The following is a 21,817-nucleotide window of genomic DNA, read 5'->3' on the forward strand; positions in this document are numbered from 1 at the left end:
TTTTGCTTTTCTGCGCAAGGTAAATGCAAAACGGCAACCAGGTTGCCGTTTTTAGTGTTAACTCCCTCTCCCGTGGGAGAGGGGTGGAGTGAGGGCACCAGACCGCACGAAATTACACGCGAACCGGTGCCGTCGCCTCTTCCAGCCACGAACGCGCATCGCCGTTCACCAGCGGTGACAGCGCCTCACGCACCTGCTGGTGATACGCATCCAGCCACTGCTTTTCCTGCTCGCTCAACAGTTCCAGCTCGACCTGGCTTAAATCAATAGGGATCAGCGTCAGAGATTCAAACCTGCAGAATCCCGGTCGGCTCTCCACAACCTCCACCTGGTTTTCAATACGAATACCGTGGCTATCGCCCAGATAGTATCCCGGTTCAATCGTTATGATATTGCCCGCTACCAGCGGCCACGGGTTAACCTTTTTGGCGATGCGATGCGGGTTCTCATGGATCAGCAGCTGGTGCCCCACGCCGTGCCCCGTACCGTGATCGTAATCCAGCCCCATCTCCCACAGCGGGCGACGCGCAAACGCATCCAGCTGATGTCCCTGAGTCCCGGAAGGGAACTGCAGGGTAATCAGCGACAGGAAGCCTCTCAGCACGGCAGTGTAGTGCAGGCGCTGCTCCGGGTCGACCTGACCCCATGCCAGCGTGCGCGTGGCGTCAGTGGTGCCATTAACGTACTGACCGCCGGAATCGTTCAGGTAAAAATGGTCATGGCCGATGGGCTTATTGCTGGCCTCGCTCGAATGATAGTGGCACATCGCCGCATTGCTCGAAGAGGCGGAGATGGTCGCAAAACTCTGCTCGATGAACCCCGGCTGCTGTTTACGGAACGCCAGCTGCTGCGACTGGACTTCCAGCTCGGTGAGCGGATCTCCTGCCGCCTCGCGCAGCGGCACTTCGCGGCTCAGCCAGGCGAGGAAGTTGACCCACGCGGCACCGTCCTGGTAATGACACTCGCGATAGCCTGCCAGTTCTACCGGGTTTTTAGTGGCTTTCATCAGGGTGATGGGGTCGGTCCGCCAGACAATCTCCCCCCGGGGTTCAATGGCGAAGCGCAGGGCAACCGGCGCGGAATCGGCATCCACCATCACCCGTTTGCCTTCAGCAATCTGCTGGCAGCGTTCGACAAAGGCCTTCTGTGGCGCAATGGTGAACGCACTGCGGACGTATTCAGGCAGGGCGCCGAGCTTGTTGTCGTTAACAAACCACTCAACGTGACCGTCACGTCCAAGAAGGGCAAAGGAGAGCGGTACCGGGCTGTATGGGATATCCGCGCCACGAACGTTTAACAGCCAGGCGATATTATCCGGCAGGGTAACGGCGAGATAATCGGCATAGTTTGCAGCCAGCACGGCGGCAACGCGCTGACGTTTGTCTTCGCTGCTTTCACCGCTTATCGCAACCGGCATTTCACGGATAAGCCCCGCCGGTGCGGCAGGGCGATCGGTCCATAAGGCGTCAAACGGTGACGCGTTCAGCGGCACGAGCGCGCACTGTGTGGCAGACAGCTGCGTAAACTCGGTATTCGTCATCAGCATTGGGTCAAAACCGATGCGAGTGCCCGCCTCGACGTTTGCCGTCAGCCAGTCTGCCAGCGGCTCGTTGTGCAGGTGGTGAATTTCAATCTCGTCCAGATTCACCTGAACGCGGGCCTGGACCTGATAGCGCCCGTCAACGAACAGCAGCGCTTTATCCTTCAGTACCAGCGCGACGCCGGCAGAGCCGTCAAAGCCCGTCAGCCAGGCCAGCTTTTCGTCGTACGGCGCGCAGTATTCGCTCTGCCATGCATCCGCGCGCGGGACGATCATCCCGTCGAGATGGCTGGCCTCAAGCCAGTGGCGCAGGGCAGAGAGCGGTGATGTGCTGGACATTGTTTTTCCTTATCGTTATTAGCGGAACGGCGGCTCGTTGAAGGTGCGCAGCTTGCGCGAATGCAGTCTGTCACCTTCCGCCCGAAGCAGGTCGATGGCGCGAATGCCGATTTGCAGATGCTCTGAGATAGCCCCTTCATAGAAACGGTTGGCCTGGCCGGGCAGCTTAATTTCGCCGTGCAGCGGCTTATCGGAAACGCACAGCAGCGTGCCGTACGGAACGCGGAAGCGATATCCCTGCGCGGCGATGGTGGCGCTCTCCATATCGATCGCCACCGCGCGGCTCAGGTTGAAGCGCAGCGCGGAGGCTGAGTAACGCAGCTCCCAGTTGCGGTCATCCGTCGTGACGACCGTACCGGTGCGCAGGCGCTGTTTGACCTCTTCACCCGGCATGCCGCTCACCTCTTTGGTGGCGTCGTACAGCGCGCGCTGCACTTCGGCGATGCTCGGGATTGGGATGTCCGGCGGCAGGACCGCATCAAGCACGTGGTCATCGCGCAGATAGGCGTGGGCGAGCACGTAGTCGCCAATCAGCTGGCTTTCACGCAGGCCGCCGCAGTGACCAATCATCAGCCACACGTCGGGGCGCAGTACCGCCAGATGGTCGCAGATGGTTTTGGCGTTTGACGGGCCGACGCCGATGTTGATCAGCGTAATGCCCTGACCGTCGGCGGTGATCAGGTGCCAGGCGGGCATCTGGTGTTTTTTCCACGCCAGATCGGAGATAGCCTGCTCGGGCGCTTCGGTCTCCGCGGTGATCCAGATACCACCCGCGCAGGAGAGCGCGATATACGGGCTTTCGGGGTCGAGGATCTGGCTGCAGCCCCAGCGGACAAATTCGTCAACGTAGCGGGTGTAGTTGGTAAAGAGCACGAACGGCTGGAAATGTTCGACTGGTGTACCTGTGTAGTGGCGCAGGCGCGCCAGGGAGAAATCGACCCGGCGGGCGTCAAAGTGCGACAGAGGAGAAAATTCGGCCGGGTGATAAATCCCGTCTGCCGTTTCATCGCCAATCTGCGAAAGCTCGGTGGTCGGGAAGTGGCGGGTCAGCCCCGCGCTCATGGAGCGGTCAAGGGTTAACGCCGAACCGTCAATCACGTACGGATAAGGGATCTCATGCTGCGAGGGCTCAACGGAAATGTACGCGCCGTAATCCTGGTACAAAAGCGTAAGCTGTTCTTCAAGATACGGGCGGAAAAGTGCAGGGCGGGTGACGGTGGTGCTGTAGCAGCCGGAGTGGGTAAAACGGGCGTAGGCGCGGGTTTTGGGATTACTGCTGGCGCTGCCGTCCCAGGTCACAGAGAGCGATGGATAAACAAAAAGGCCCTCGGTTCTGGCCTTTTGGTCGGGGAGTTTCCCTGTTTCGATGTATTCGCTGATGGCGCTGCGCAGCGCGTTGACGGACTGTTCATACAGCGCGTCGAGTTTTTCCAGCGCCTGAGCCGGGGTCAGGCTGGAGCCCTTATTATTCATCTCTGTCTCCTTGTTCCACAGGTGTGCGACTCTACCCGATAGTATGTCACACGCCTGTGAAACAAAAGTGAGATCAGCGGTGGCTCGTCTCTTTCATCAGCAGCGCCGTTGCCGCCGACAGCAGGCAACCGGCCAGAAGATAAATCGCCACGCTGTGCCAGTTGCCGCCGGAGAAGGTCACCAGCGCAGCGGCAATAAACGGCGTAAACCCGCCGCCAACCACGCTTGCGACCTGGTAGCCCACGCCCGCGCCGCTGTAGCGGTAGCTGGCGCCGAACAGCTCGGTAAACATCGGCTGCTGCACGCAGACCACCATATCGTGAGCGATGTTAGCGAGCATGATGGCAAAGAAAACAATCCAGAAAACAGACTGCGCCTCCAGCGCCATAAAGAACGGCCAGGCGCTGAGGGTTCCAATCAGCGCGCCGGTGATGTAAACGCGACGGCGACCAAACCGGTCAGCCAGCCAGGCGAAGCAGGGGATAGTCAGGCAGCTGATCCCGCCGACCAGCAGGCCAATATTCAGGAACAGTTCACGGGGCAGGCCGAGATTCTGCGTCGAGTAGTTCAGGGCAAAGGCGGTGACGATATACATCGTCAGCAGCTCGCACAGGCGCAGGGCGATAATTTTCAGAAAAGCGCCAGGGTGCCGGACAAGGGCTTCCATGATAGGAAGTCTTTTGTTAGCGGCCGGTTTTTCCTGCTGCTTTTCGAACTCTGCCGACTCCTCCATTCCGTTACGGATCCAAAGCGCGGCAATGACCAGCACGATGCTGAAGATGAACGGAATGCGCCAGCCCCAGCTCAGGAACTGCTCGTCGGTGGTGAGCTGGCTGATGAGCGATACCAGCCCTGTGGAAAGCAACAGCCCTACGCCGTACCCCACCTGCACGCCGCTGCTGTAAAACGCTTTCCTGTGCTTCGGCGCGCTCTCAACGGACAGCAGCGCCGCACCGCCCCATTCGCCGCCTACGGCGAAGCCCTGGATGGCGCGCAGGGTGACCAGCAGTACCGGTGCCCACCAGCCGATAGAGGCAAACGAGGGGAGAATACCGATAAGCGCGGTGGCGATCCCCATCATCCAGACGGTGAGCATCAGCATGCGCTTGCGGCCCAGGCGGTCGCCGAAGTGGCCGAAGATCACACCGCCCAGCGGGCGAAACAGAAAGCCGACGCCGAAGGTGGCAAACGCGGCGAGCGTGCCCATCGCGGGGCTGACCTGAGGAAAAAACTCGCGGTTAAACACCAGCGCGGCGGTAATGCCGTAAAGCAGAAAATCATACCAGTCGACGACGGCACCCGCGAAGCTGCCGAGTGCGGCGCGGCGGGCACGATTGAGCGAAGGGGTCTCCTCGTTGGGACGATCGGAGATGAGGGTGGAGTCCATAGTTGTCCTGTCCGTACTAATTTTTAATTATTGGTATAAGAAAAGGTCACTCACATTGCGCCGTCATATAAACGGAACCTATGAGACTACCGCGACAAAACGCCCGAGAAAACGTTTTTATCTTTCCTGAAGGTGCTGAATAAATAAATTTCATCTTCGCCTGCAGCGATATAATTGTGTCTTCTGGCTCCGTTAAAGGCTGAATGGTTTACAGTAATAGTGACCGCGCGTGAGTTAAGCTGAGGGAATAACGATGCAACGCACCTTTTCGGCATTCTGGATGATTCTGTTTTTATTCGTCGCACCGCTTCATGCGGAGCCCAACGTCTATGGTGAACAGCGTATCAGCGGCTGGTGGAACGCGCTGACGGACGATATTTCGCAAACCTGGGAGCAGCCTCAACGTTACGATCTGTACCTGCCGTTTCTGAGCTGGCACGCTCGCTTTATGTACGACAAAGAAAAAACCGATAAGTACAACGAAATGCCGTGGGGCGGTGGCCTGGGCGTTTCCCGCTATAACGAAGAGGGCAACTGGAGCGCGCTTTTCGCGATGATGTTCAAGGACTCGCACAACGAATGGCAGCCCGCGATGGGCTATGGCTGGGAGAAGGGCTGGTATCTGGATAATGCCAAAGATTTCCGCCTTGGGCTCGGTGCTGCAGCGGGCATCACGGCGCGAGATGATTTTGCAAACTATGTCCCGCTACCGTTTATCTTCCCGCTGTTCTCTGCCGGCTACAAGCGCGTTACCGTCCAGTTCACCTATATTCCTGGAACCTATAACAACGGCAACGTGCTTTTTGCCTGGCTGCGCTTAGGCTTTTAAAGGGTGATCACCTTTTTTGCCACGGCGTTAGACAATACCAGCATGGAGAAGAGAACAGAGGTGACGAACGTAAGCACAATCAGCGCCAGCTTCATTCCGAGAGAGGTCACCGGTATCAGCGCCGTCAGCAGATGAAACACCGAGTAGTGCACAATATATACGCCGGTCATCGTTTTGCTGATGGCGGCCAGAATGGACTCCTTGAACTCAGCATTGCGGCGAAAGCGCACGCCGTTCGCCGCAATCACCAGGGCAATAATCAGGATGTAGATCTGCGAGCCGGTGAGAATAAAGGCGTTTCTGTCGGCCTTAAACAGGGCAAAAAAGAAGTGGCGCTCGTAAAACCAGGTGAAAAGATAGATAAACGGGATGGCGATAACCGCCGCCCTGACTACATTTTTGCGGCTTATCCACTCGGCGATTTTAGGGTCGCAGAAAAGTTGCCCCGTCAGATAAAACAGCAGCCACGTCCACAGCCGATACTGCGGTGAAAGAGAAAGGACGTGCGTTTCAGGATAAAGCGCCGATAGCAGATCGTAGCCGTAAGAAAAGAACAGCAGGGCAGCAATTACGCCGCTGAACAGCGCTCTTCGCTGGCTAAGCCACTCAACCACCGGGTGGAAGGTGTAAATTACGACAAAGGCGAACACGAACCAGGGCTGGATTAAATACCCGCGCTGATAAGGTTCCCACAGGTAGTAGATCGTTATCCAGAACAGAAAAACAATCACCAGACTTTTAATTTTACCCAGCTGCCAGCGCGTGCCGTGCCGCGATTGTCCGTCGAGATAGCCCGACACCACAAAAAACAGCGGTGTGGCAATCGTCGAGATAAAGGTTAAAAACCCCAGGATCCAGTGATAGTCATAATCATAATGATCCCAGGTGTTGTAGATGGTAAAGAAGGTCACCGCCGTCATACAGCCCAGCGTCTTGATAATGTTCAGCCCTGTCGCATTCATTGTTGTTTGGCTTCGTCCTTACGATGGAAACACGCGTAGATCACGGGGAGTACCAGCAGCGTCAGGATTGTAGCAAACCCCAGTCCAAACATAATCACAACGGCCATGCTCTGGAAGAAAACATCCAGCAGTAGCGGAGCCAGGCCAAGTACGGTAGTGAACGCGGTGAGCAGGATAGGGCGCAGGCGCGAGGTGGCGGCATAAACGATCGCGCTGTGCTGATCCTTTTGCATTTTCTGCTGTTCAATCTCTTCCACCAGCACGATGCCGTTGCGGATGAGCATTCCGCTCAGGCTCAGCAGACCTATCAGCGCCATAAAGCCAAAGGGAATCCCGGTAATTAAAAATCCTGGCGTGACGCCAATCAGCGCCAGCGGTACGGTCAGCCAGATTGCGACGGCATTTTTTACAGAGCTGAACATCAGCACCGTTATGACAAACATCACCAGATACCCGAGGGGCAGCGTTGTGAATAGTCCTTGCTGCGCTTCGCTGGAGTTTTCCGCATCGCCTCCCCACTCGATGCTGTAGCCATGTGGCAGGGTAAGGGCATCCACTTGCGGCTTGACGCGGGCGAGAATATCGCCGGAGGTTTGCTGGCTCAGCGGGTCCGGGTCCGTCTGAACCGTCAGTACCCGCGAGCGGTCGCGTCGAAGGATGAGCGGATCTTCCCACTCCAGCGAGAAGCTGCTGACGACGTTACTCAGCGGGATATACTGCTGCCGCGCCTGGCTCCACACCAGCACGTTGTTCAGGTGGCTGGCATCCAGCCTTTCGCTTTCCGGGGGCCTCACCACCACGGGCAGCAGGTCGCTGCCTTCCCGATACAACCCCGCTCGGCTGCCGGAGAAATTCATTTCCAGCGCGTTGTCGACGTCCTGCTTATCCACGCCAAGCTCGCGTCCCAGCGCGGCGACGTACTGCGGACGGATCACTTTGCTGCGGTTTTGCCAGTCGTTTCGGACGCTCCCCGTGGCCGGGTCGCGCGCCAGAATATCGTCCACCTGGCTGGCAATCAGGCGCAGCCTGTCAGGATCCGGGCCTTTAATACGCACTTCAATGGCGCTGTCGCCGGAGGGTCCAAACATCACCCGCTTCGTGCTGGCGTTGACCTGCGGGTAGTTTCGCGCGATGTACTCATCCACGTAGCGCGTCAGAGCGGAGATGTTGCGCTGGTCATCCATGCGCACCATGATCTGCGCGTAGTTGCTGTACTGCCGCTGTCCGCTGTAGGTCAGAATAAAGCGCATGCTCCCCTGACCGATGGTAGAGACGGTGGTTTCCACGCCGGGCTGGCCCGTGATGGTTTTCTCAATATCGCCGGTCATTTTCTCGGTCCATTTGATATCGGTCCCGTAGGGTAACCACAGGTCGACAAAGAAAATCGGCGTATTGGACGACGGGAAAAAGTTTTGCCGCACCGCGCCAAACCCCCAGACAGACGCGGCCAGCAGGGCGGCCATCACTACCAGCGTCGGTGCCTTATGGTGCAGCAGCGTGTTAAGCAGGCGCTGGTAGAGGCGGTAGAGACGTTTGTCGTAAGGATCTGACTCGTCGGCGTTGTCCGGCGCGCTGTCGTTTTTAAACAACCACCACTTAATCAGCACCGGGGTGAGGGTGAGCGCCGAAAACCAGCTCAGCATCAGGGAAATCAGCAGCACCTGGAAAAGGGATTTACAGTATTCCCCGGTTGAATCCTGCGACAGCCCGATAGGCGCAAACGCCAGGATGGCGATCACCGTCGCCCCCAGCAGCGGCAGGGCGGAGCGGCGGATGATAGTGTTAACGGCGGTTAACAGCGGTGAGCCCTGCTGCCGGGCAATCAACACCCCTTCGACAATCACGATGGCGTTATCCACCAGCATGCTGAGGGCAATAATCAGCGCCCCGAGCGAGATCCGCTGCAGCTCAATGCCACACAGATACATAATCAGCAGCGTACCCAGCACGTTAAGGGCCAGAGAAACCGCGATGATTATCCCGCTGCGCACCCCCATAAAGATCAGCAGCACGCCGATGACGATCGCCAGCGCCATCAGAAAGTTAATAATAAAACCGTTAACAGAGTGGCCCACTTCGGCTGCCTGATCGTAAAACAGGGCTATCTGTATGCCTGCCGGTTTTTCCGCCGACATCTGGTTTAGCTTCGCCTCCAGCGCGTGGCCCACGTCGATCACATTCACGCCGGGAATAAACGAGACGCCCATGGTGACGGCTTTTTTGCCGTTGGCATGGTAGATACTGGCCGGCGATTCGTTTAGCCCGCGCGACAGCGTGGCGATGTCCCGCAGACGCGTCGCCGCCCCGGTGCCGGAAGGCGTGATGATGAGATCAGCCAGTTCATCAAGATTCTCGAATTCACCGGTCGGGTGCAGACGAATGGATTCGCTGCCGGAGGTGATTTCTCCGGCGCTGGAAACGACGTTAAGTCTGCTGAGCAGAGCGGAAAGCTGGTTCAGCGTAATGCCGCGCGCGGCCATTTTGGTCAGAGAGATATCGATGTTGACCTGCTGGCTAATGGCCCCGCCGATGGCGACCTTCGCAACCCCGGGAACCAGAATTAACTCGCGGCGCAGCTGTTCCGCATATCTCACCAGTTCAGGATTACTGAATTCATCCCCGGAAATGGCGAAGAAGAAGCCGAATACGTCGCCGAAATCGTCATTTACAAAGGGCGTGACGACGCCGGGCGGGAACTGACGCGAGGCGTCGCCAACGCGGCGGCGCAGTTCATCCCAAATCTGCGGCAGTTCGTTCGAGTGATAGCGTGACGCAATGTTAACGGTGATTTGCGACAGACCGTTTGAAGAGATGGAGCTCACGTTGTCCAGATAAGGCAGCTGCTGGAGGGCATTCTCCAGCGGAAGCGTCACCTCTTCTTCAACCTGCTGAGCGGATGCGCCGGGGTAGTGGGTGACCACCACTGCGGTTTTGATGGTAAAGGCGGGATCTTCCAGCCTGCCGATATTTAACAGGGCGAAAATACCCCCGATGCCCAGCAGCAGAATCGTTAGCCAGACGCGTACGGGGTTATTAATAAATTGACGAGAAATATCCATTACAGTCCCCGTTCACGCGTCCAGATACGCACCGGCTGGTTAGCATGGAGTTCCCCAACGCCTGCGGCAACCACGCGTTCGCCCGCTTTAAGTCCGCTGACGATCGTTACGCCTTCGCTACTCACTTGACCTACGCTGACCTTGCGGTCTTCAAGATGGAGCGCGTCGCCTTCTCCTGCCACGACCCAGACGTGCGGCTCATTGCGCGGGCTGTTGTCCGGGTTAAAGACGGCCTCAACCGGTACGACCAGCGCCTGAGCGCCTGCGCCAGCAGGGAGGTTGGTTAAATTGATGGTCACCGTACCGCTTACGCCACCGACGGCGGGAAAATCATCTGGTCGCGGCATGGTCAGTATCACCTGCCAGGTCAGGGTATTGCTGTCGCTGCTGCCCGAGTGCTCTTTGTAGACGGCGGTAAATTCCCGATCCGGAATGGCGTTAATTCTCACCACGGGGCGATACTGCGCGTTGCGAATATCAAAGGTCTTAAACAGGTTCTCAGGAATACTAAACACAACGTCCAGCAGGTCGGTGCGGGTTAACGTCGCGATGGGCTGACCGGCTGACACCACCTGATGGTTTCGGACATGTACGCTGGCCACCGTCCCACTGAAGGGGGCGACGAGCGTCATCTGATTCAGCTCTTCTCGGGCAATTTGTAGCGCCGCATTCGCCGAATCGCGGTTCGCGCGCTGCACGTCCATTTCTGCTTTCGAAATCGCCTGGCGGCCCGCCAGCGTCTGGAAGCGATCGAATTGCCTCTGGGCCAGCTTCGCCGCCGTTTGTCTGTCATTAACCCGTTGCTGGGCTTCACGGGCATTCAATCTTGCAAGCTGTTGACCCTGCTTGATGACTGCGCCCTGACGCACATCGAGCGCTTCAATTTGGCCTGCGCGCTTGAAGGAAAGGTCTGTGGCATCGCCCGATTCAATGCGGGCGGGGAAAACGCGCTGCTGGGCGTGACCGGGAACCGTCACCTCCGCCACTTTTACCATCCTGGGCAGGGGGGATGCTTGCTTGGGTTTCGGGTCGCACGCCGTGAGCGTTAACAAAACGAACGGTAAAAGAGAGAGGTAGCGGTTCACTGTATTCCCCTAATAAATAACTGTTTTATTTATTCCATAACCTGGACAGGGGTGACACTATTCAGCCAGAACAGTGACGACCATATAGGTAAATAAACCAATCGCCGTGCTGGCGATAATAGCAAGCGCGATAAACATACCCAGGCGGATCAGGCTTAAACCATACATAAATTCCTCCATGAGCCGGAAGCGGTGGCTGACTATGAGCATAGTCTGCGAAAAGATAAATGTTAAATAACCATTATCAGTGGGCAAGCGCTAAACCTGATATTCCTGTGCTACGTTTAATATCATCCATCTCTTTTTACCGTAACTGGCATTAAGGGCAACCCCCTGCATTTAATGCGTTTTTTTGCTTCATTCACTCTCGTGTTGGTTATAAAAAGGATGCTCGATATGTATAAAAACATTCTCGTTCCGGTGGATGTCTACGAGACAAGCCTGGCGGATAAAGCGTTGCAGCATGCACAGTTTCTGGCGCAAAGCGCATCGGGTGACATTCATTTACTGCACGTCATGCCCAAATTTTCAGCCGAACTGACGCGCGGTTTTATTTCAGATGCGCGCAAGATGGATGAATATATGATTAATAATTCGAAAGAAAAACTGTCTGACCTGGTCAAAAAATTGAATCTGCCGGAAGATCGTGTTCATCTCCATGTTCGTAGCGGAAATGTTCGTGATGAGGTTATTAAGCTGGCGGATGAACTTGCTGCTGGCGCGATTATTGTCGGCTCTCGAAATCCCAATATTCAAACCCATTTGTTAGGTTCGGAGGCGGCAAGTATTGTCCGTTACGCCCATGTTCCTGTTTTCGTTATTCGTTAATTACATGAAAGCAAGGTGATTTCTGAATAGAACCTGAGGAAGGAACGATGAAAACAGGAAAACCTGAACGTCCGTATTATCAACAAACCGTTGACGAAACCCTGTCGAATATCCACTCCACTCTGGAAGGACTTAGCGGCACTGAGGCATCAGCCCGACTTCAGCAGCATGGTGAGAATGCGTTGCCGCAAAAAAAGGGCAAACCCGCCTGGCTGCGCTTCCTGGCGCATTTTAACGATGTATTAATTTACGTTCTGCTGGTGGCCGCGTTGCTTAAGCTCTTCATGGGCCACTGGGTAGACATGTTTGTGATCCTTGGGGTTGCCATCATTAACGCGCTGATTGGCCATATCCAGGAGAGCAATGCTGAAAAATCGTTGCAGAGCATTCGCAATATGCTCTCCAGCGAAGCCGTGGTGGTACGACAGGGGAATCATGAAACGATCCCCACCACGGCGCTGGTGCCGGGAGATATCGTGGTGATCCGTGCCGGGGATCGTATCCCTGCGGACCTGCGCGTGATTGAAGCGCATAACCTTCGCGTGGAGGAGGCCATCCTGACCGGCGAATCCACCGTTGTTGAGAAAAACAGCGATGCGTTAAGCGGGGAACTGCCGTTAGGTGACCGGTATAATCTGCTCTACTCAGGCACCACCGTTAGCTCCGGCGGCGGTAAAGGCGTGGTGGTGGCAACCGGGGGCGAGACCGAGCTTGGCCACATCAATCAGATGATGTCCGACATTGAAAAGCACCGCACGCCGCTGATGGTGCAGATGGATAAGCTCGGTAAAACCATCTTTATTACTATCCTGGTGATGATGGTGGCGCTGTTTGTCTTTAGCCTCCTGTTCCGGGATATGCCGGTTTCTGAACTGGTGCTGTCGCTTATCAGCCTCGCCGTTGCCGCCGTGCCGGAAGGCCTGCCGGCCATCATTTCCATCATCCTTTCGCTTGGCGTACAGGCCATGGCGCGACGCAAGGCCATCATTCGCAAGCTGCCTACGGTGGAAACGCTGGGTGCGATGACGGTCATCTGCTCGGATAAAACCGGCACCCTGACGATGAATGAAATGACGGTCAAAGCGGTGATTACCGCTGACACGACCTATCGCGTGGAGGGCGACAGCTACGAACCGGTGGGGAATATTCACCCCGTAGATGACCCGACGCCCGTCAGCGTGACGCAGGGTTCCCTGCTGGAACGCTACCTGCGTACAATCGACCTTTGCAATGACAGCCAGCTGATCAAAGACGAGCAGGGGCTGTGGAAAATCACCGGCGGTCCGACCGAGGGCGCGCTGAAGGTGCTGGCGGCGAAAATTCCGCTTCCACCGCTTGATACCGAAATGCGCAGTAAAATCCCGTTTGATTCGCAGTATAAATACATGTCCACCCTGTACCGGCTGGGCGAAGAAGAGGCGATTTTAATCACCGGCGCGCCGGACGTCCTGTTCCGCCTCTGCCAGTACCAGCAGACGAATGACGGACTGCAGCCTTTCGATCAGCCTTACTGGGAAGGAAAGATTGAAGAGTATGCCCGGGAAGGGTTGCGTATGGTAGCTGCGGCCTGGAAACCTGCCCGCGAGGGGCAGCGCGAGCTGGATCACCCGGACCTCCATGATGGCGTGATCCTGCTGGGTATTGCAGGAATGATGGATCCGCCGCGTCCGGAGGCCATTACCGCGATTGCCGACTGTCTGCAGGCCGGGATCCGCGTGAAAATGATCACCGGCGACCACCCGCAAACGGCCATGAGCATCGGGCAAATGTTGGGGATTGGTAACGCCGCAAGCGCTATCACCGGACGCGAGCTGGAGGCAATGGACGATCGTCAGCTGAGCGACGCCGCGCAGCAGTACGATATTTTCGCCCGAACCAGCCCGGAGGATAAATTCCGCCTCGTGCAGGCCCTGCAAAGTAAACAGGAAGTGGTGGGCATGACCGGGGATGGCGTAAATGATGCCCCGGCGCTCAAGCGGGCGGATGTGGGTATCGCCATGGGGATTAAGGGGACGGAAGTCACCAAGGAAGCCGCCGACATGGTGTTAACGGATGACAACTTTGCCACCATTGCCAGTGCGGTGCACGAGGGACGTCGGGTTTACGATAACCTGAAAAAAACCATTCTGTTCGTTATCCCGAGCAACATCGCGCAGGCCCTGCTGATCATCATCGCGCTGCTGGCGGGGAACCTGATCCCGCTCACCCCGGTCCTGATCCTGTGGATGAACATGGCGACGTCGGCAACGCTGTCGTTTGGCCTGGCGTTTGAAGCGGGTGAGAAGGACATCATGAACCGCCCACCGCGTAAGGCGAATCTGCATGTGATGGATGGCTATGCCATCTGGCGCGTGGTGTTTGTCGGTCTGATGATTGCCATTAGCGCCTTCGTGCTGGAAGCGTGGCTACAGCCGCGCGGCTATTCGGCGGAATTTATCCGTACCGTGCTGCTGCAAACCCTGGTGACCGCGCAGTGGTTCTACATGCTTAACTGCCGCGTTAATGATGGCTTCTCGCTGAGCAAAGGCCTGCTGGCGAATAAAGGGATTTGGATCGTGAGCGGCGTACTGCTGGCGCTACAGCTTCTTATCATCTACGCACCGTTCATGCAGATGCTGTTTGGCACCGAAGCGCTGCCGTTCCGCTACTGGGTCATCACCTTGCTGATTGGTTTTGTGATGTTCCTTATTGTCGAGGCGGAGAAAGTGCTGACGCGCAGGTGGCGCAAAACCGAAGCGTAATAGCGTAAACTGAGAAAGCCTGCCTGAGCCCGGGCTTTCTCTTTTTTGAGCACAGGAAATTATGATGCGACTGACCTGGTTCGTCCTTGCGCTGTGTGCCGCTATACCCGGCGCGTTTGCCGTAACCTATACCCTACCGCCGGAAGGCAGTCGTCTGGTGGGAACCCCGATTATCATCACCGTTCCTGAAGGTAACAAGCTGCCTCTGGAAGCCTTTGCCGCGCAGTACGGGCAGGGGCTGAGCAACCTGCTGGAAGCAAACCCGGGCGTAGATCCTTTTTTGCCTAAATCCGGCACCCGGCTGACGATCCCTCAGCAGCTGATTCTGCCCGACACCGTCCGCGAGGGCATTATCGTGAATGCCGCGGAAATGCGTCTCTACTATTATCCGCCAGGCGGCAATACCGTTGAAGTACTGCCCATCGGTATCGGTCAGGCCGGACGCGAAACTCCGCGTAACTGGGTGACGGCCGTTGAGCGTAAGCAGGAGGGGCCAACCTGGTCTCCGACGCCGAACACGCGCCGTGCCTATGCGGCAGAAGGGAAAACGCTTCCGGCATTCGTACCCGCCGGGCCGGATAACCCGATGGGCCTGTATGCGATTTATATTGGCAGGCTGTATGCCATTCACGGCACAAACTCGAATTTCGGCATCGGGCTGCGGGTGAGCCAGGGCTGTATCCGTCTGCGCAATAACGACATCAAATACCTTTTCGATAACGTTCCCGTAGGAACCCGCGTGCAGCTTATCGACAGGCCGGTTAAAGTCACCACCGAGCCGGACGGCAGCCGCTGGGTGGAAGTTCACGAGCCATTATCACGCAACCGCGCGGAATTTGAATCGACCCGGAAAGTGCCGCTGCCCATCTCCGCCGCGCAGCGGACGCAGCTGATAAACGAGGGGGCAGGAGCCGAACTGGAACGGCGGTCCGGGATGCCGGTGAAGCTTGGCATGTAAAGGCATAGTGCGGGGACACACGAGTCCCGTAGGGCGGGTAAGGCGAAGCCGCCACCCGACAATTTTACCCGACGCAGGAAAGCAAAAAGCCTGCTTCAAAAGCAGGCTTTTCAAATTTGGCTCCTCTGACTGGACTCGAACCAGTGACATACGGATTAACAGTCCGCCGTTCTACCGACTGAACTACAGAGGAATCGTGTGAACGGGGCGCATATTATCGACCTGCGTTCGCCTTGTCAAAGGGTGGATCTACGCCTTTTGATCGTTTGCTGACAAAATCGGCAAAGTGATGTTTTTGGCAGCGGAATGCACCGTCATGGTGCGGGTATACCCCTAATGGGGCAGATCATAAACTGCTGTTTCGGTAATAAAACCCCCCTCCATGATTAGGTTTCCTTATTTTCAGGCGCTTAGCGCCCAATTCAGACCGCCTGGTAAAAGTGGCATTCATATTGCAAAACCTGTTCAACAACGACAGCCGGTTCCGGCACAGCATTTCGAACAGGGGGCAAAATGAACTTAAGACGACTGAAATACTTCGTAAAAATCGTCGATATCGGCAGCCTGACTCAAGCGGCAGAAGTGCTGCATATCGCGCAGCCTGCGCTGAGCCAGCAGGTGGCTACTCTGGAAGGCGAGATGGATCAGCAGCTACTGATTCGTACCAAACGCGGCGTTACGCCAACGGAAGCAGGCAAAATCCTCTATACCCACGCGCGCACCATTCTTCGTCAGTGTGAACAGGCGCAGCTGGCGGTGAACAACGTAGGCCAGACACTGAGCGGGCACGTTTCTATCGGCCTGGCGCCGGGAACGGCCGCGTCCTCTATTACCATGCCGCTGCTGCAGGCCGTCCGCGCCGAGCTGCCTGAAGTTCTGGTCTATCTGCACGAAAACAGCGGTTCCGTACTGAATGAAAAACTGCTCAACGGCCAGTTAGATATGGCGGTTCTTTACGATCGCTCCCCGGTCGCCGGGATCACCAGCCAGCCGCTGCTGAAAGAAGATCTCTACCTCGTGGGCACCCGCGACTGTCCGGGTCAGAGCGTAGACCTTACCGCCGTGGCAGAGATGAACCTCTATCTGCCGCGCGACTACAGCGCCGTGCGCGTGCGCGTGGACGAAGCGTTCTCCCTGCGCCGCCTGACGGCCAAAATCATCGGTGAAATTGACTCAATCTCCACGCTCACCGCGGCCATTGCCAGCGGGATGGGGGTGACCGTGCTGCCGGAATCCGCAGCCCGCTCGCTGTGCAGCGCGGCAAACGGCTGGATGGCGCGGATCACCACGCCTTCCATGAGCCTGCCGCTGTCGCTGAACATGTCTGCTCGCGGTTCGCTGTCGCCGCAGGCGCAGGCGGTAAAAGAAATTTTAATGTCGCTGGTCAGCAAGCCGTCGCTTGAGAACCGTGAACTCCAGCTCGTGAGCTGATATTCCATAAAAGCATAAGATGCTGGTTTTTATTATTTGTTCTGCAGCGCGGCAGACTCTAACAATAGAGCTATGTCAGATGCGCCGGAGTGAATCGTGAATTTCCAGCAACTTAAAATTATCCGTGAGGCGGCCAGGCGGGACTACAACCTGACCGAGGTCGCCAATATGCTTTATACCTCCCAGTCCGGCGTCAGCCGCCATATCCGCGAGCTGGAAGAGGAACTGGGCATAGAAATCTTTATCCGTCGCGGCAAGCGGCTGCTCGGCATGACGGAGCCGGGTAAGGCTTTGCTCACCATCGCAGAGCGGATCCTCAACGAGGCCAGCAACGTGCGTCGTCTGGCGGATCTCTTCACTAACGACGCCTCGGGCGTGCTCACTATTGCCACTACCCACACCCAGGCGCGCTACAGCCTGCCGCCGGTGATTAAAGCGTTCCGCGAACTTTTCCCTGATGTCCGTCTGGAGCTTATTCAGGGCACGCCGCAGGAAATTGAAGTGCTGCTGCAAAACGGTGGGGCGGATATCGGCATAGCCAGCGAACGCCTGAGCAACGACCCGCTGCTGGTGGCGTTCCCCTGGTTCCGCTGGTACCACAGCTTATTACTCCCGGTCGATCATCCGCTCAATCAGGTCTCTCCCCTGACGCTGGAAGACATTGCGAAATGGCCGCTCATTACCTACCGCCAGGGGATCACCGGACGCTCGCGTATTGATGAAGCCTTCAACCGTAAAGGGTTAACGCCGGACATCGTGCTGAGCGCGCAGGATTCTGATGTGATCAAAACCTACGTCGAGCTGGGTCTGGGCATTGGTCTGGTGGCGGAACAGTCCAGCGGAGAACGCGAAGACGGTAACCTGGTGCGTCTTGATACGCGTCATCTGTTTGACGCCAACACCGTATGGCTTGGCCTGAAGCGCGGGCAGCTGCAGCGCAACTATGTGTGGCGCTTTATCGAGCTGTGCAATGCCGGGCTGTCGGTGGATGAGATTAAACGTCAGGTCATGGAGCCGGAAGAAGTGGCGATTGATTATCAGATATAGCTGCTGGCTTGCCCGGCAGCGCTGCGCTGACCGAATCAGAGGGCAGGGATGTCGTCACTTGTTGTAAGTAGTGGGGATATGCTGCTGCATCAACTCAACGATCCAGTCAATAAAAACACGCAGTCTGGCGTTGACATGGCGGTTCGGCGGAAATGCCAGGTACAGGGGCATTGGAGCAATACGCCAGCGTTCAAATAGCGGAATCAAGGCACCGCGAGACTGATGTGCTGCCGCCATATAGACCGGCAGCGCAATCACGCCCAATCCCGCTAGCCCAGCTTCGAGGTAGGCGTTGCCATCATCCACGGCAAGTACATAGTTGCCCGTGATTTCAATATGTTCACTCTCATCGTGCAGTACCAGAGGATCAATCTTACCGGTGCGTGAGGATAAGAATCCCACTATGCGATGGTCGGTATTTTCCAGCTCTCGCGGGTGCGCAGGGGCGCCGAGGCGTTCCACATAGCTCGGTGCGACGTAAATACCGATTTGCAAATCACCGACATGGCGTGCGATCAGGGACTGGTCGTTGATTTCGCCGCCCCGCACGACACAATCCACGTTGTCGCCGATCAGATCCACCACCCGGTCACTCACGCCCATGTCGAACTGGATTTCAGGGTAGCGTGCGTGAAAAGCCGGTAGCGCGGGCACCAGCACCAGGCGGGCGAGAGGAGTCGGCACATCTACCCGCAGGCGTCCCCTGGGCGTCATCGTCGCACTGGACAGGCTGTTTTCAGCATCTTCCATGTCCGCCAGCAGGCGGATGACGCGCTCGTAGTAGACCGCGCCATCAGGAGTAACGCCGAGCCTGCGGGTGGTGCGATGGAGCAATTTGACGCGCAGGCGCGCTTCGAGCTGCTGAATGAGCTGCGTCACTGTAGTTTTGCTCATATGAAGCGTTTGGGCAGCCTTTGTGAAGCTACCTGCCTCCACCACGCGAGCAAAGGCGCGCATCGCGTCGAAACGATCCATCCCTTGTCCTCTCTTTTCACCGATTGTTTGGATATTACAAACAATGATGGACAAAGTCGCTTGTTTATCCGCCCGAACCTGCACCTGTAAAGTGTCTTTATGTTCAACGGGCTGATTTCGCCCTATTTCAAAGGTACAAACATGACAACACGCGAAGCTGTTTTTCCCCTCGGACGCCAGGCGCTCTATGAGCGCAATCGGTATTCACCGGCCATCAAATCCAACGGTTTCCTGTTTGTTTCGGGGCAGGTGGGTAGCCGCGAGGATGGTTCGCCTGAGCCCGATCTGAAAGCGCAGGTCAGGCTGGCCTTCGATAATCTTATTGCTGTCCTCGCGGCTGCGGGCTGCACGTTCGATGACGTGGTTGACGTGACCCTCTTTGTCGTCGATCCCGAGTCAAACCTCGACGCAATCTGGAGTATCCTGCCAGAATATTGGGGGGAAGCGCCTTACCCTACGCTGACCGGGGTCGGCGTGACGTGGCTGTACGGGTTCCAGTTTGAAATTAAGGTGATTGCCAGGCTGCCCTGAGTATTACTGGTCTTTCCGCCAGTCGAAAATAAGACAGAGGAAAAATGATGAGAGCAGCGGTTTATTGCCCGGAGGCGCTGCGCTTACCGTGCCCCAGGGTCCCCTGGGCCGGGTAAGGCGAAGCCGCCACCCGACAAATTTCCGGACGCAGAAAAGCAAAAAGCCTGCTTCAAAAGCAGGCTTTTCAAATTTGGCTCCTCTGACTGGACTCGAACCAGTGACATACGGATTAACAGTCCGCCGTTCTACCGACTGAACTACAGAGGAATCGTGTGAACGAGGCGCATAGTAGCGACCTCAGTTCGCCTTGTCAAAGGGTGAAAACGCGCTTTTTGTTCGTTTGCCGACAATTTCAGCAAATCGCTGATTTTATAGTAAATTTGCGTTGAAATTACACAGCGAAATGCGCCGCCCGCAGGCGGCGCGCAGGATTAGAACAGTACGGAGTAGTTCAGACCAAACGTCCGTCCACGGCCTTTATAGGTATACAGACCCGGTGCACCGTAGGTTGGGCTATACAGCCCCGGCGCGCGCTGGCCCCAGGCGGTGGTGTAGTCTTTGTCCAGCAGGTTTTCCACGCTGAAGCTGACCTTACCCACCGGCAGGGCGTAGCTGCCCAGGAAGTCGACCGTGTTATAGCCATCAATCTTCTTGCTGTCGGAGTCTGACACGTCAAAGGTCTGCGTGCTCTGCACGCGCAGGGTCCAGTCGCCCGGCGCCCAGTTGACCCACGCGCTGGCTTTCGACGGGCTGGCGCTGTCAACAGTCAGCTTCTCCCATTTCCCGTTTTCGCGGGTTTCTGACTTGATGGCGTTAAAGTTCGCGCCCGTGCTCCAGTCGCTGTCGGTGAAGAAATAGTCCACCTGACCTTCCACCCCGTAGATACGACGCTTGTCGTCTTCCAGGTTGATGGTCATATCCGTCTTGTTGATGGTGATGGTTTTATCCGAGAGCGAGTAATATGCCGCGACCTGGGTGCGCAGGTTATCCCCGGTGTAGCGCCAGCCCAGCTCATAAGCGTTGACCTTGATACCGTCCAGCGTCGAGTCGTTGACATTGACGCTGTTCAGCAGGCGATAGTGACCGTTGCTGAGCTGATAGGTGCCGGAGCCGTAGTACTTCGCCAGGTCCGGAATTTCGAAGCCCTGGGAGAAGTTAAACCACAGCTGCTGCTGTTCGGTCAGGCGACCGAGGATCCCGGCGTTAAACAGGAAGTTGTTGTAATCGGTTTTACCGCCCGGCACCGCGTCGGCGGAGGCTGCTTTCCCGGTGGCGATGGCCTGCTGCTGGGTGTAACCGACAAAATCGTCTACCTTGTTCTCGGTGTACTGGTAGCGCACGCCGCCGCTCAGGGTGATGGCGTCAATATCGTAGCTGGCCTGCAGGAACGGGGCGAGGTTGGTGATGCTGTAGCCCGGGTAGCGGCCCACGTTGTAGGCGTTATCCAGCTCCATGCCGCCGCTCGCCGCGGCCTTGCTCAGGTTAAAGAACTGCTGGTTGGCGTCGAAGGTTTCGTGGTCGGCATCCACACCCCAGGTCAGCGTTAAATCGTCCACCGGCTTGCTGTTCAGCGTCAGCTTGCCGCCGTAAAAATCGGTTTTCTGCTGCGACGCGCCGATGCTGCTCACCACGCCTTTGGTCAGGGTCGGGAACGGATAGTAGGTCAGGCTCTCGTCGCGATAATAAATCTGCGCAACAAGATCCTGGCCCCAGAAGTCGGTATTGGAATACTGCAGGTTGATCAGATGGCGCTCGGTACCCGGTACGCGGTCAGAATCCAGATTACCTTTGTTGTACGCGGTCGCATCCCCCGTGACCGCCGAGAAGTTCTTCCCGAGATACAGACCATGCTTACCGTCGGACTCGCTCTTGTAGTACTGGGTCGTCAGCTGCAGCTGCTGGTGATCGTCGATGTTAATGGTGCCTGTGCCCATCACGTCAATACGGTCAGAATACTGTAATCCGGTCTGGGTGTTATCGATGATCACCTCGTTGCCGTTGCCGTCATACCAGCCGCCGTAGCGCTGATACGACACCGACAGACGACCGGAAGCGTTATCGTTGCCGCCGCTGACCGCTCCCGACACGTTCTCATCGTGGTCGTTATGGCTGTTAAAGCCGCTCTTTGTCCCGGTCTGAAACTCGACCTCGGTCTCCGGCTGGCCCTTTTTGGTGACGATGTTCACCAGGCCACCGGTGCTGCCGCCGCCGTAGAGTGACGTGGCGCCGGAGATCACTTCGATACGGTCAATGTTGAACGGATCGATAGAGTCCAGCTGGCGGCTGTCGCTGCGGGACGAGTTCAGGCGAACGCCGTCCACCATCACCATCATGGAGCGGCCGCGCAGGTTCATGCCGTAGTTGGTACGGCCCTGGCTGCTGACGTCCATGCCCGGGATCAGCTGTGCCAGCACCTCTTTAATCTCTTTCCCGCCCTGAACCTGCTGTTCAATTTCAGCCCGTTCAATGACCCAGGTAGTCTGCGCCATCTCCGCCACGCTGCGGTGCGCGCGGCTGGCGGAGACCACGATATTTTCTTCCTTTTGTTCTTCCGCCCACGCAGAGGTAGAAAGCATTGCAAGCAAGCAAGGATTTAAAACCCAAAGATGAGAACGTTTCATTGTTATGTTGA

At 56.8% G+C, this 21,817-nt stretch carries 15 protein-coding genes and 2 tRNA genes; 7 read left to right on the forward strand and 10 right to left on the reverse strand.

The features are described 5' to 3' along the window. Positions 1-112: 112 nt before the first annotated feature. The 3 genes from AC4IBF_RS07695 to shiA all read right to left on the reverse strand — a co-directional run bounded on the left by AC4IBF_RS07695 (position 113) and on the right by shiA (position 4,739). Positions 113-1,879: an aminopeptidase P family protein gene (locus AC4IBF_RS07695; RefSeq protein ID WP_491463246.1), complete on the reverse strand. Its 1,767-nt coding sequence runs from the start codon at positions 1,877-1,879 to the stop codon at positions 113-115. 18 nt (positions 1,880-1,897) lie between these two features. Further along, a complete protein-coding gene (locus tag AC4IBF_RS07700; RefSeq protein ID WP_133294751.1) occupies positions 1,898-3,352 on the reverse strand; it encodes an AMP nucleosidase in 1,455 nt (484 codons plus the stop codon). A 73-nt stretch (positions 3,353-3,425) separates the two neighbouring features. Continuing rightward, positions 3,426-4,739, reverse strand: coding sequence for a shikimate transporter (shiA, locus tag AC4IBF_RS07705; protein WP_133294750.1), 1,314 nt, complete (start codon positions 4,737-4,739; stop codon positions 3,426-3,428). A 253-nt stretch (positions 4,740-4,992) separates the two neighbouring features. Here shiA and pagP point away from each other — a divergent pair, with 253 nt between their 5' ends. Then, positions 4,993-5,568: a lipid IV(A) palmitoyltransferase PagP gene (gene pagP, locus AC4IBF_RS07710; RefSeq protein ID WP_045403108.1), complete on the forward strand. Its 576-nt coding sequence runs from the start codon at positions 4,993-4,995 to the stop codon at positions 5,566-5,568. Here the strand turns inward: pagP and AC4IBF_RS07715 are convergent. Genes AC4IBF_RS07715 through AC4IBF_RS07725 form a run of 3 tightly spaced genes read right to left on the reverse strand, consistent with a single transcriptional unit; the run spans position 5,565 to position 10,674 of the window. Then, the gene (locus AC4IBF_RS07715; RefSeq protein ID WP_133294749.1) at positions 5,565-6,530 is read right to left on the reverse strand and encodes an acyltransferase; all 966 of its coding nucleotides are present in this window, start codon (positions 6,528-6,530) and stop codon (positions 5,565-5,567) included. The genes pagP and AC4IBF_RS07715 overlap by 4 nt on opposite strands. Next, entirely contained in the window at positions 6,527-9,589 is a 3,063-nt protein-coding gene (locus tag AC4IBF_RS07720; RefSeq protein ID WP_252093214.1) for an efflux RND transporter permease subunit, read from the reverse strand. Before AC4IBF_RS07720 ends, AC4IBF_RS07715 begins: the two co-directional genes overlap by 4 nt. Next, the gene (locus AC4IBF_RS07725; protein ID WP_252093213.1) at positions 9,589-10,674 is read right to left on the reverse strand and encodes an efflux RND transporter periplasmic adaptor subunit; all 1,086 of its coding nucleotides are present in this window, start codon (positions 10,672-10,674) and stop codon (positions 9,589-9,591) included. The genes AC4IBF_RS07720 and AC4IBF_RS07725 overlap by 1 nt, the downstream gene beginning before the upstream one ends. A gap of 396 nt (positions 10,675-11,070) precedes the next feature. On the opposite strand from AC4IBF_RS07725, the gene AC4IBF_RS07730 reads away from it, so the two are divergent. The 3 genes from AC4IBF_RS07730 to ldtA all read left to right on the forward strand — a co-directional run bounded on the left by AC4IBF_RS07730 (position 11,071) and on the right by ldtA (position 15,201). Beyond that, positions 11,071-11,502 (forward strand): universal stress protein, encoded by a 432-nt coding sequence (locus AC4IBF_RS07730; protein WP_111966056.1) that lies wholly within the window; start codon positions 11,071-11,073, stop codon positions 11,500-11,502. A 47-nt stretch (positions 11,503-11,549) separates the two neighbouring features. Next, complete coding sequence (locus AC4IBF_RS07735) at positions 11,550-14,243, forward strand: cation-transporting P-type ATPase (protein WP_133294747.1); 2,694 nt, start codon at positions 11,550-11,552, stop codon at positions 14,241-14,243. 61 nt (positions 14,244-14,304) lie between these two features. Then, entirely contained in the window at positions 14,305-15,201 is an 897-nt protein-coding gene (gene ldtA, locus AC4IBF_RS07740) for a L,D-transpeptidase (protein ID WP_133294746.1), read from the forward strand. A 117-nt stretch (positions 15,202-15,318) separates the two neighbouring features. On the opposite strand, the gene AC4IBF_RS07745 is transcribed toward ldtA, so the two are convergent. Further along, a tRNA-Asn gene (locus AC4IBF_RS07745) sits at positions 15,319-15,394 on the reverse strand. 320 nt (positions 15,395-15,714) lie between these two features. On the opposite strand from AC4IBF_RS07745, the gene nac reads away from it, so the two are divergent. Both nac and cbl read left to right on the forward strand, forming a co-directional pair. Then, complete coding sequence (nac, locus tag AC4IBF_RS07750) at positions 15,715-16,632, forward strand: nitrogen assimilation transcriptional regulator NAC (protein ID WP_111966053.1); 918 nt, start codon at positions 15,715-15,717, stop codon at positions 16,630-16,632. 96 nt (positions 16,633-16,728) lie between these two features. Continuing rightward, the gene (gene cbl / locus AC4IBF_RS07755) at positions 16,729-17,679 is read left to right on the forward strand and encodes an HTH-type transcriptional regulator Cbl (protein WP_028013741.1); all 951 of its coding nucleotides are present in this window, start codon (positions 16,729-16,731) and stop codon (positions 17,677-17,679) included. 54 nt (positions 17,680-17,733) lie between these two features. Here cbl and AC4IBF_RS07760 read toward each other — a convergent pair whose 3' ends face one another. Continuing rightward, a complete protein-coding gene (locus tag AC4IBF_RS07760) occupies positions 17,734-18,654 on the reverse strand; it encodes a LysR family transcriptional regulator (RefSeq protein ID WP_133294745.1) in 921 nt (306 codons plus the stop codon). 141 nt (positions 18,655-18,795) lie between these two features. Here AC4IBF_RS07760 and AC4IBF_RS07765 point away from each other — a divergent pair, with 141 nt between their 5' ends. Next, a complete protein-coding gene (locus AC4IBF_RS07765) occupies positions 18,796-19,185 on the forward strand; it encodes a RidA family protein (protein ID WP_111966047.1) in 390 nt (129 codons plus the stop codon). A gap of 191 nt (positions 19,186-19,376) precedes the next feature. Here the strand turns inward: AC4IBF_RS07765 and AC4IBF_RS07770 are convergent. Both AC4IBF_RS07770 and AC4IBF_RS07775 read right to left on the reverse strand, forming a co-directional pair. Continuing rightward, positions 19,377-19,452 (reverse strand) — tRNA-Asn (locus AC4IBF_RS07770). Between the two features lie 164 nt (positions 19,453-19,616). After that, positions 19,617-21,806, reverse strand: a complete 2,190-nt coding sequence (locus tag AC4IBF_RS07775) for a TonB-dependent siderophore receptor (protein ID WP_491463247.1) — start codon at positions 21,804-21,806, stop codon at positions 19,617-19,619. Positions 21,807-21,817: the final 11 nt, after the last annotated feature.

It is taken from the genome of Enterobacter sp. Taxon_8, from assembly GCF_058354585.1.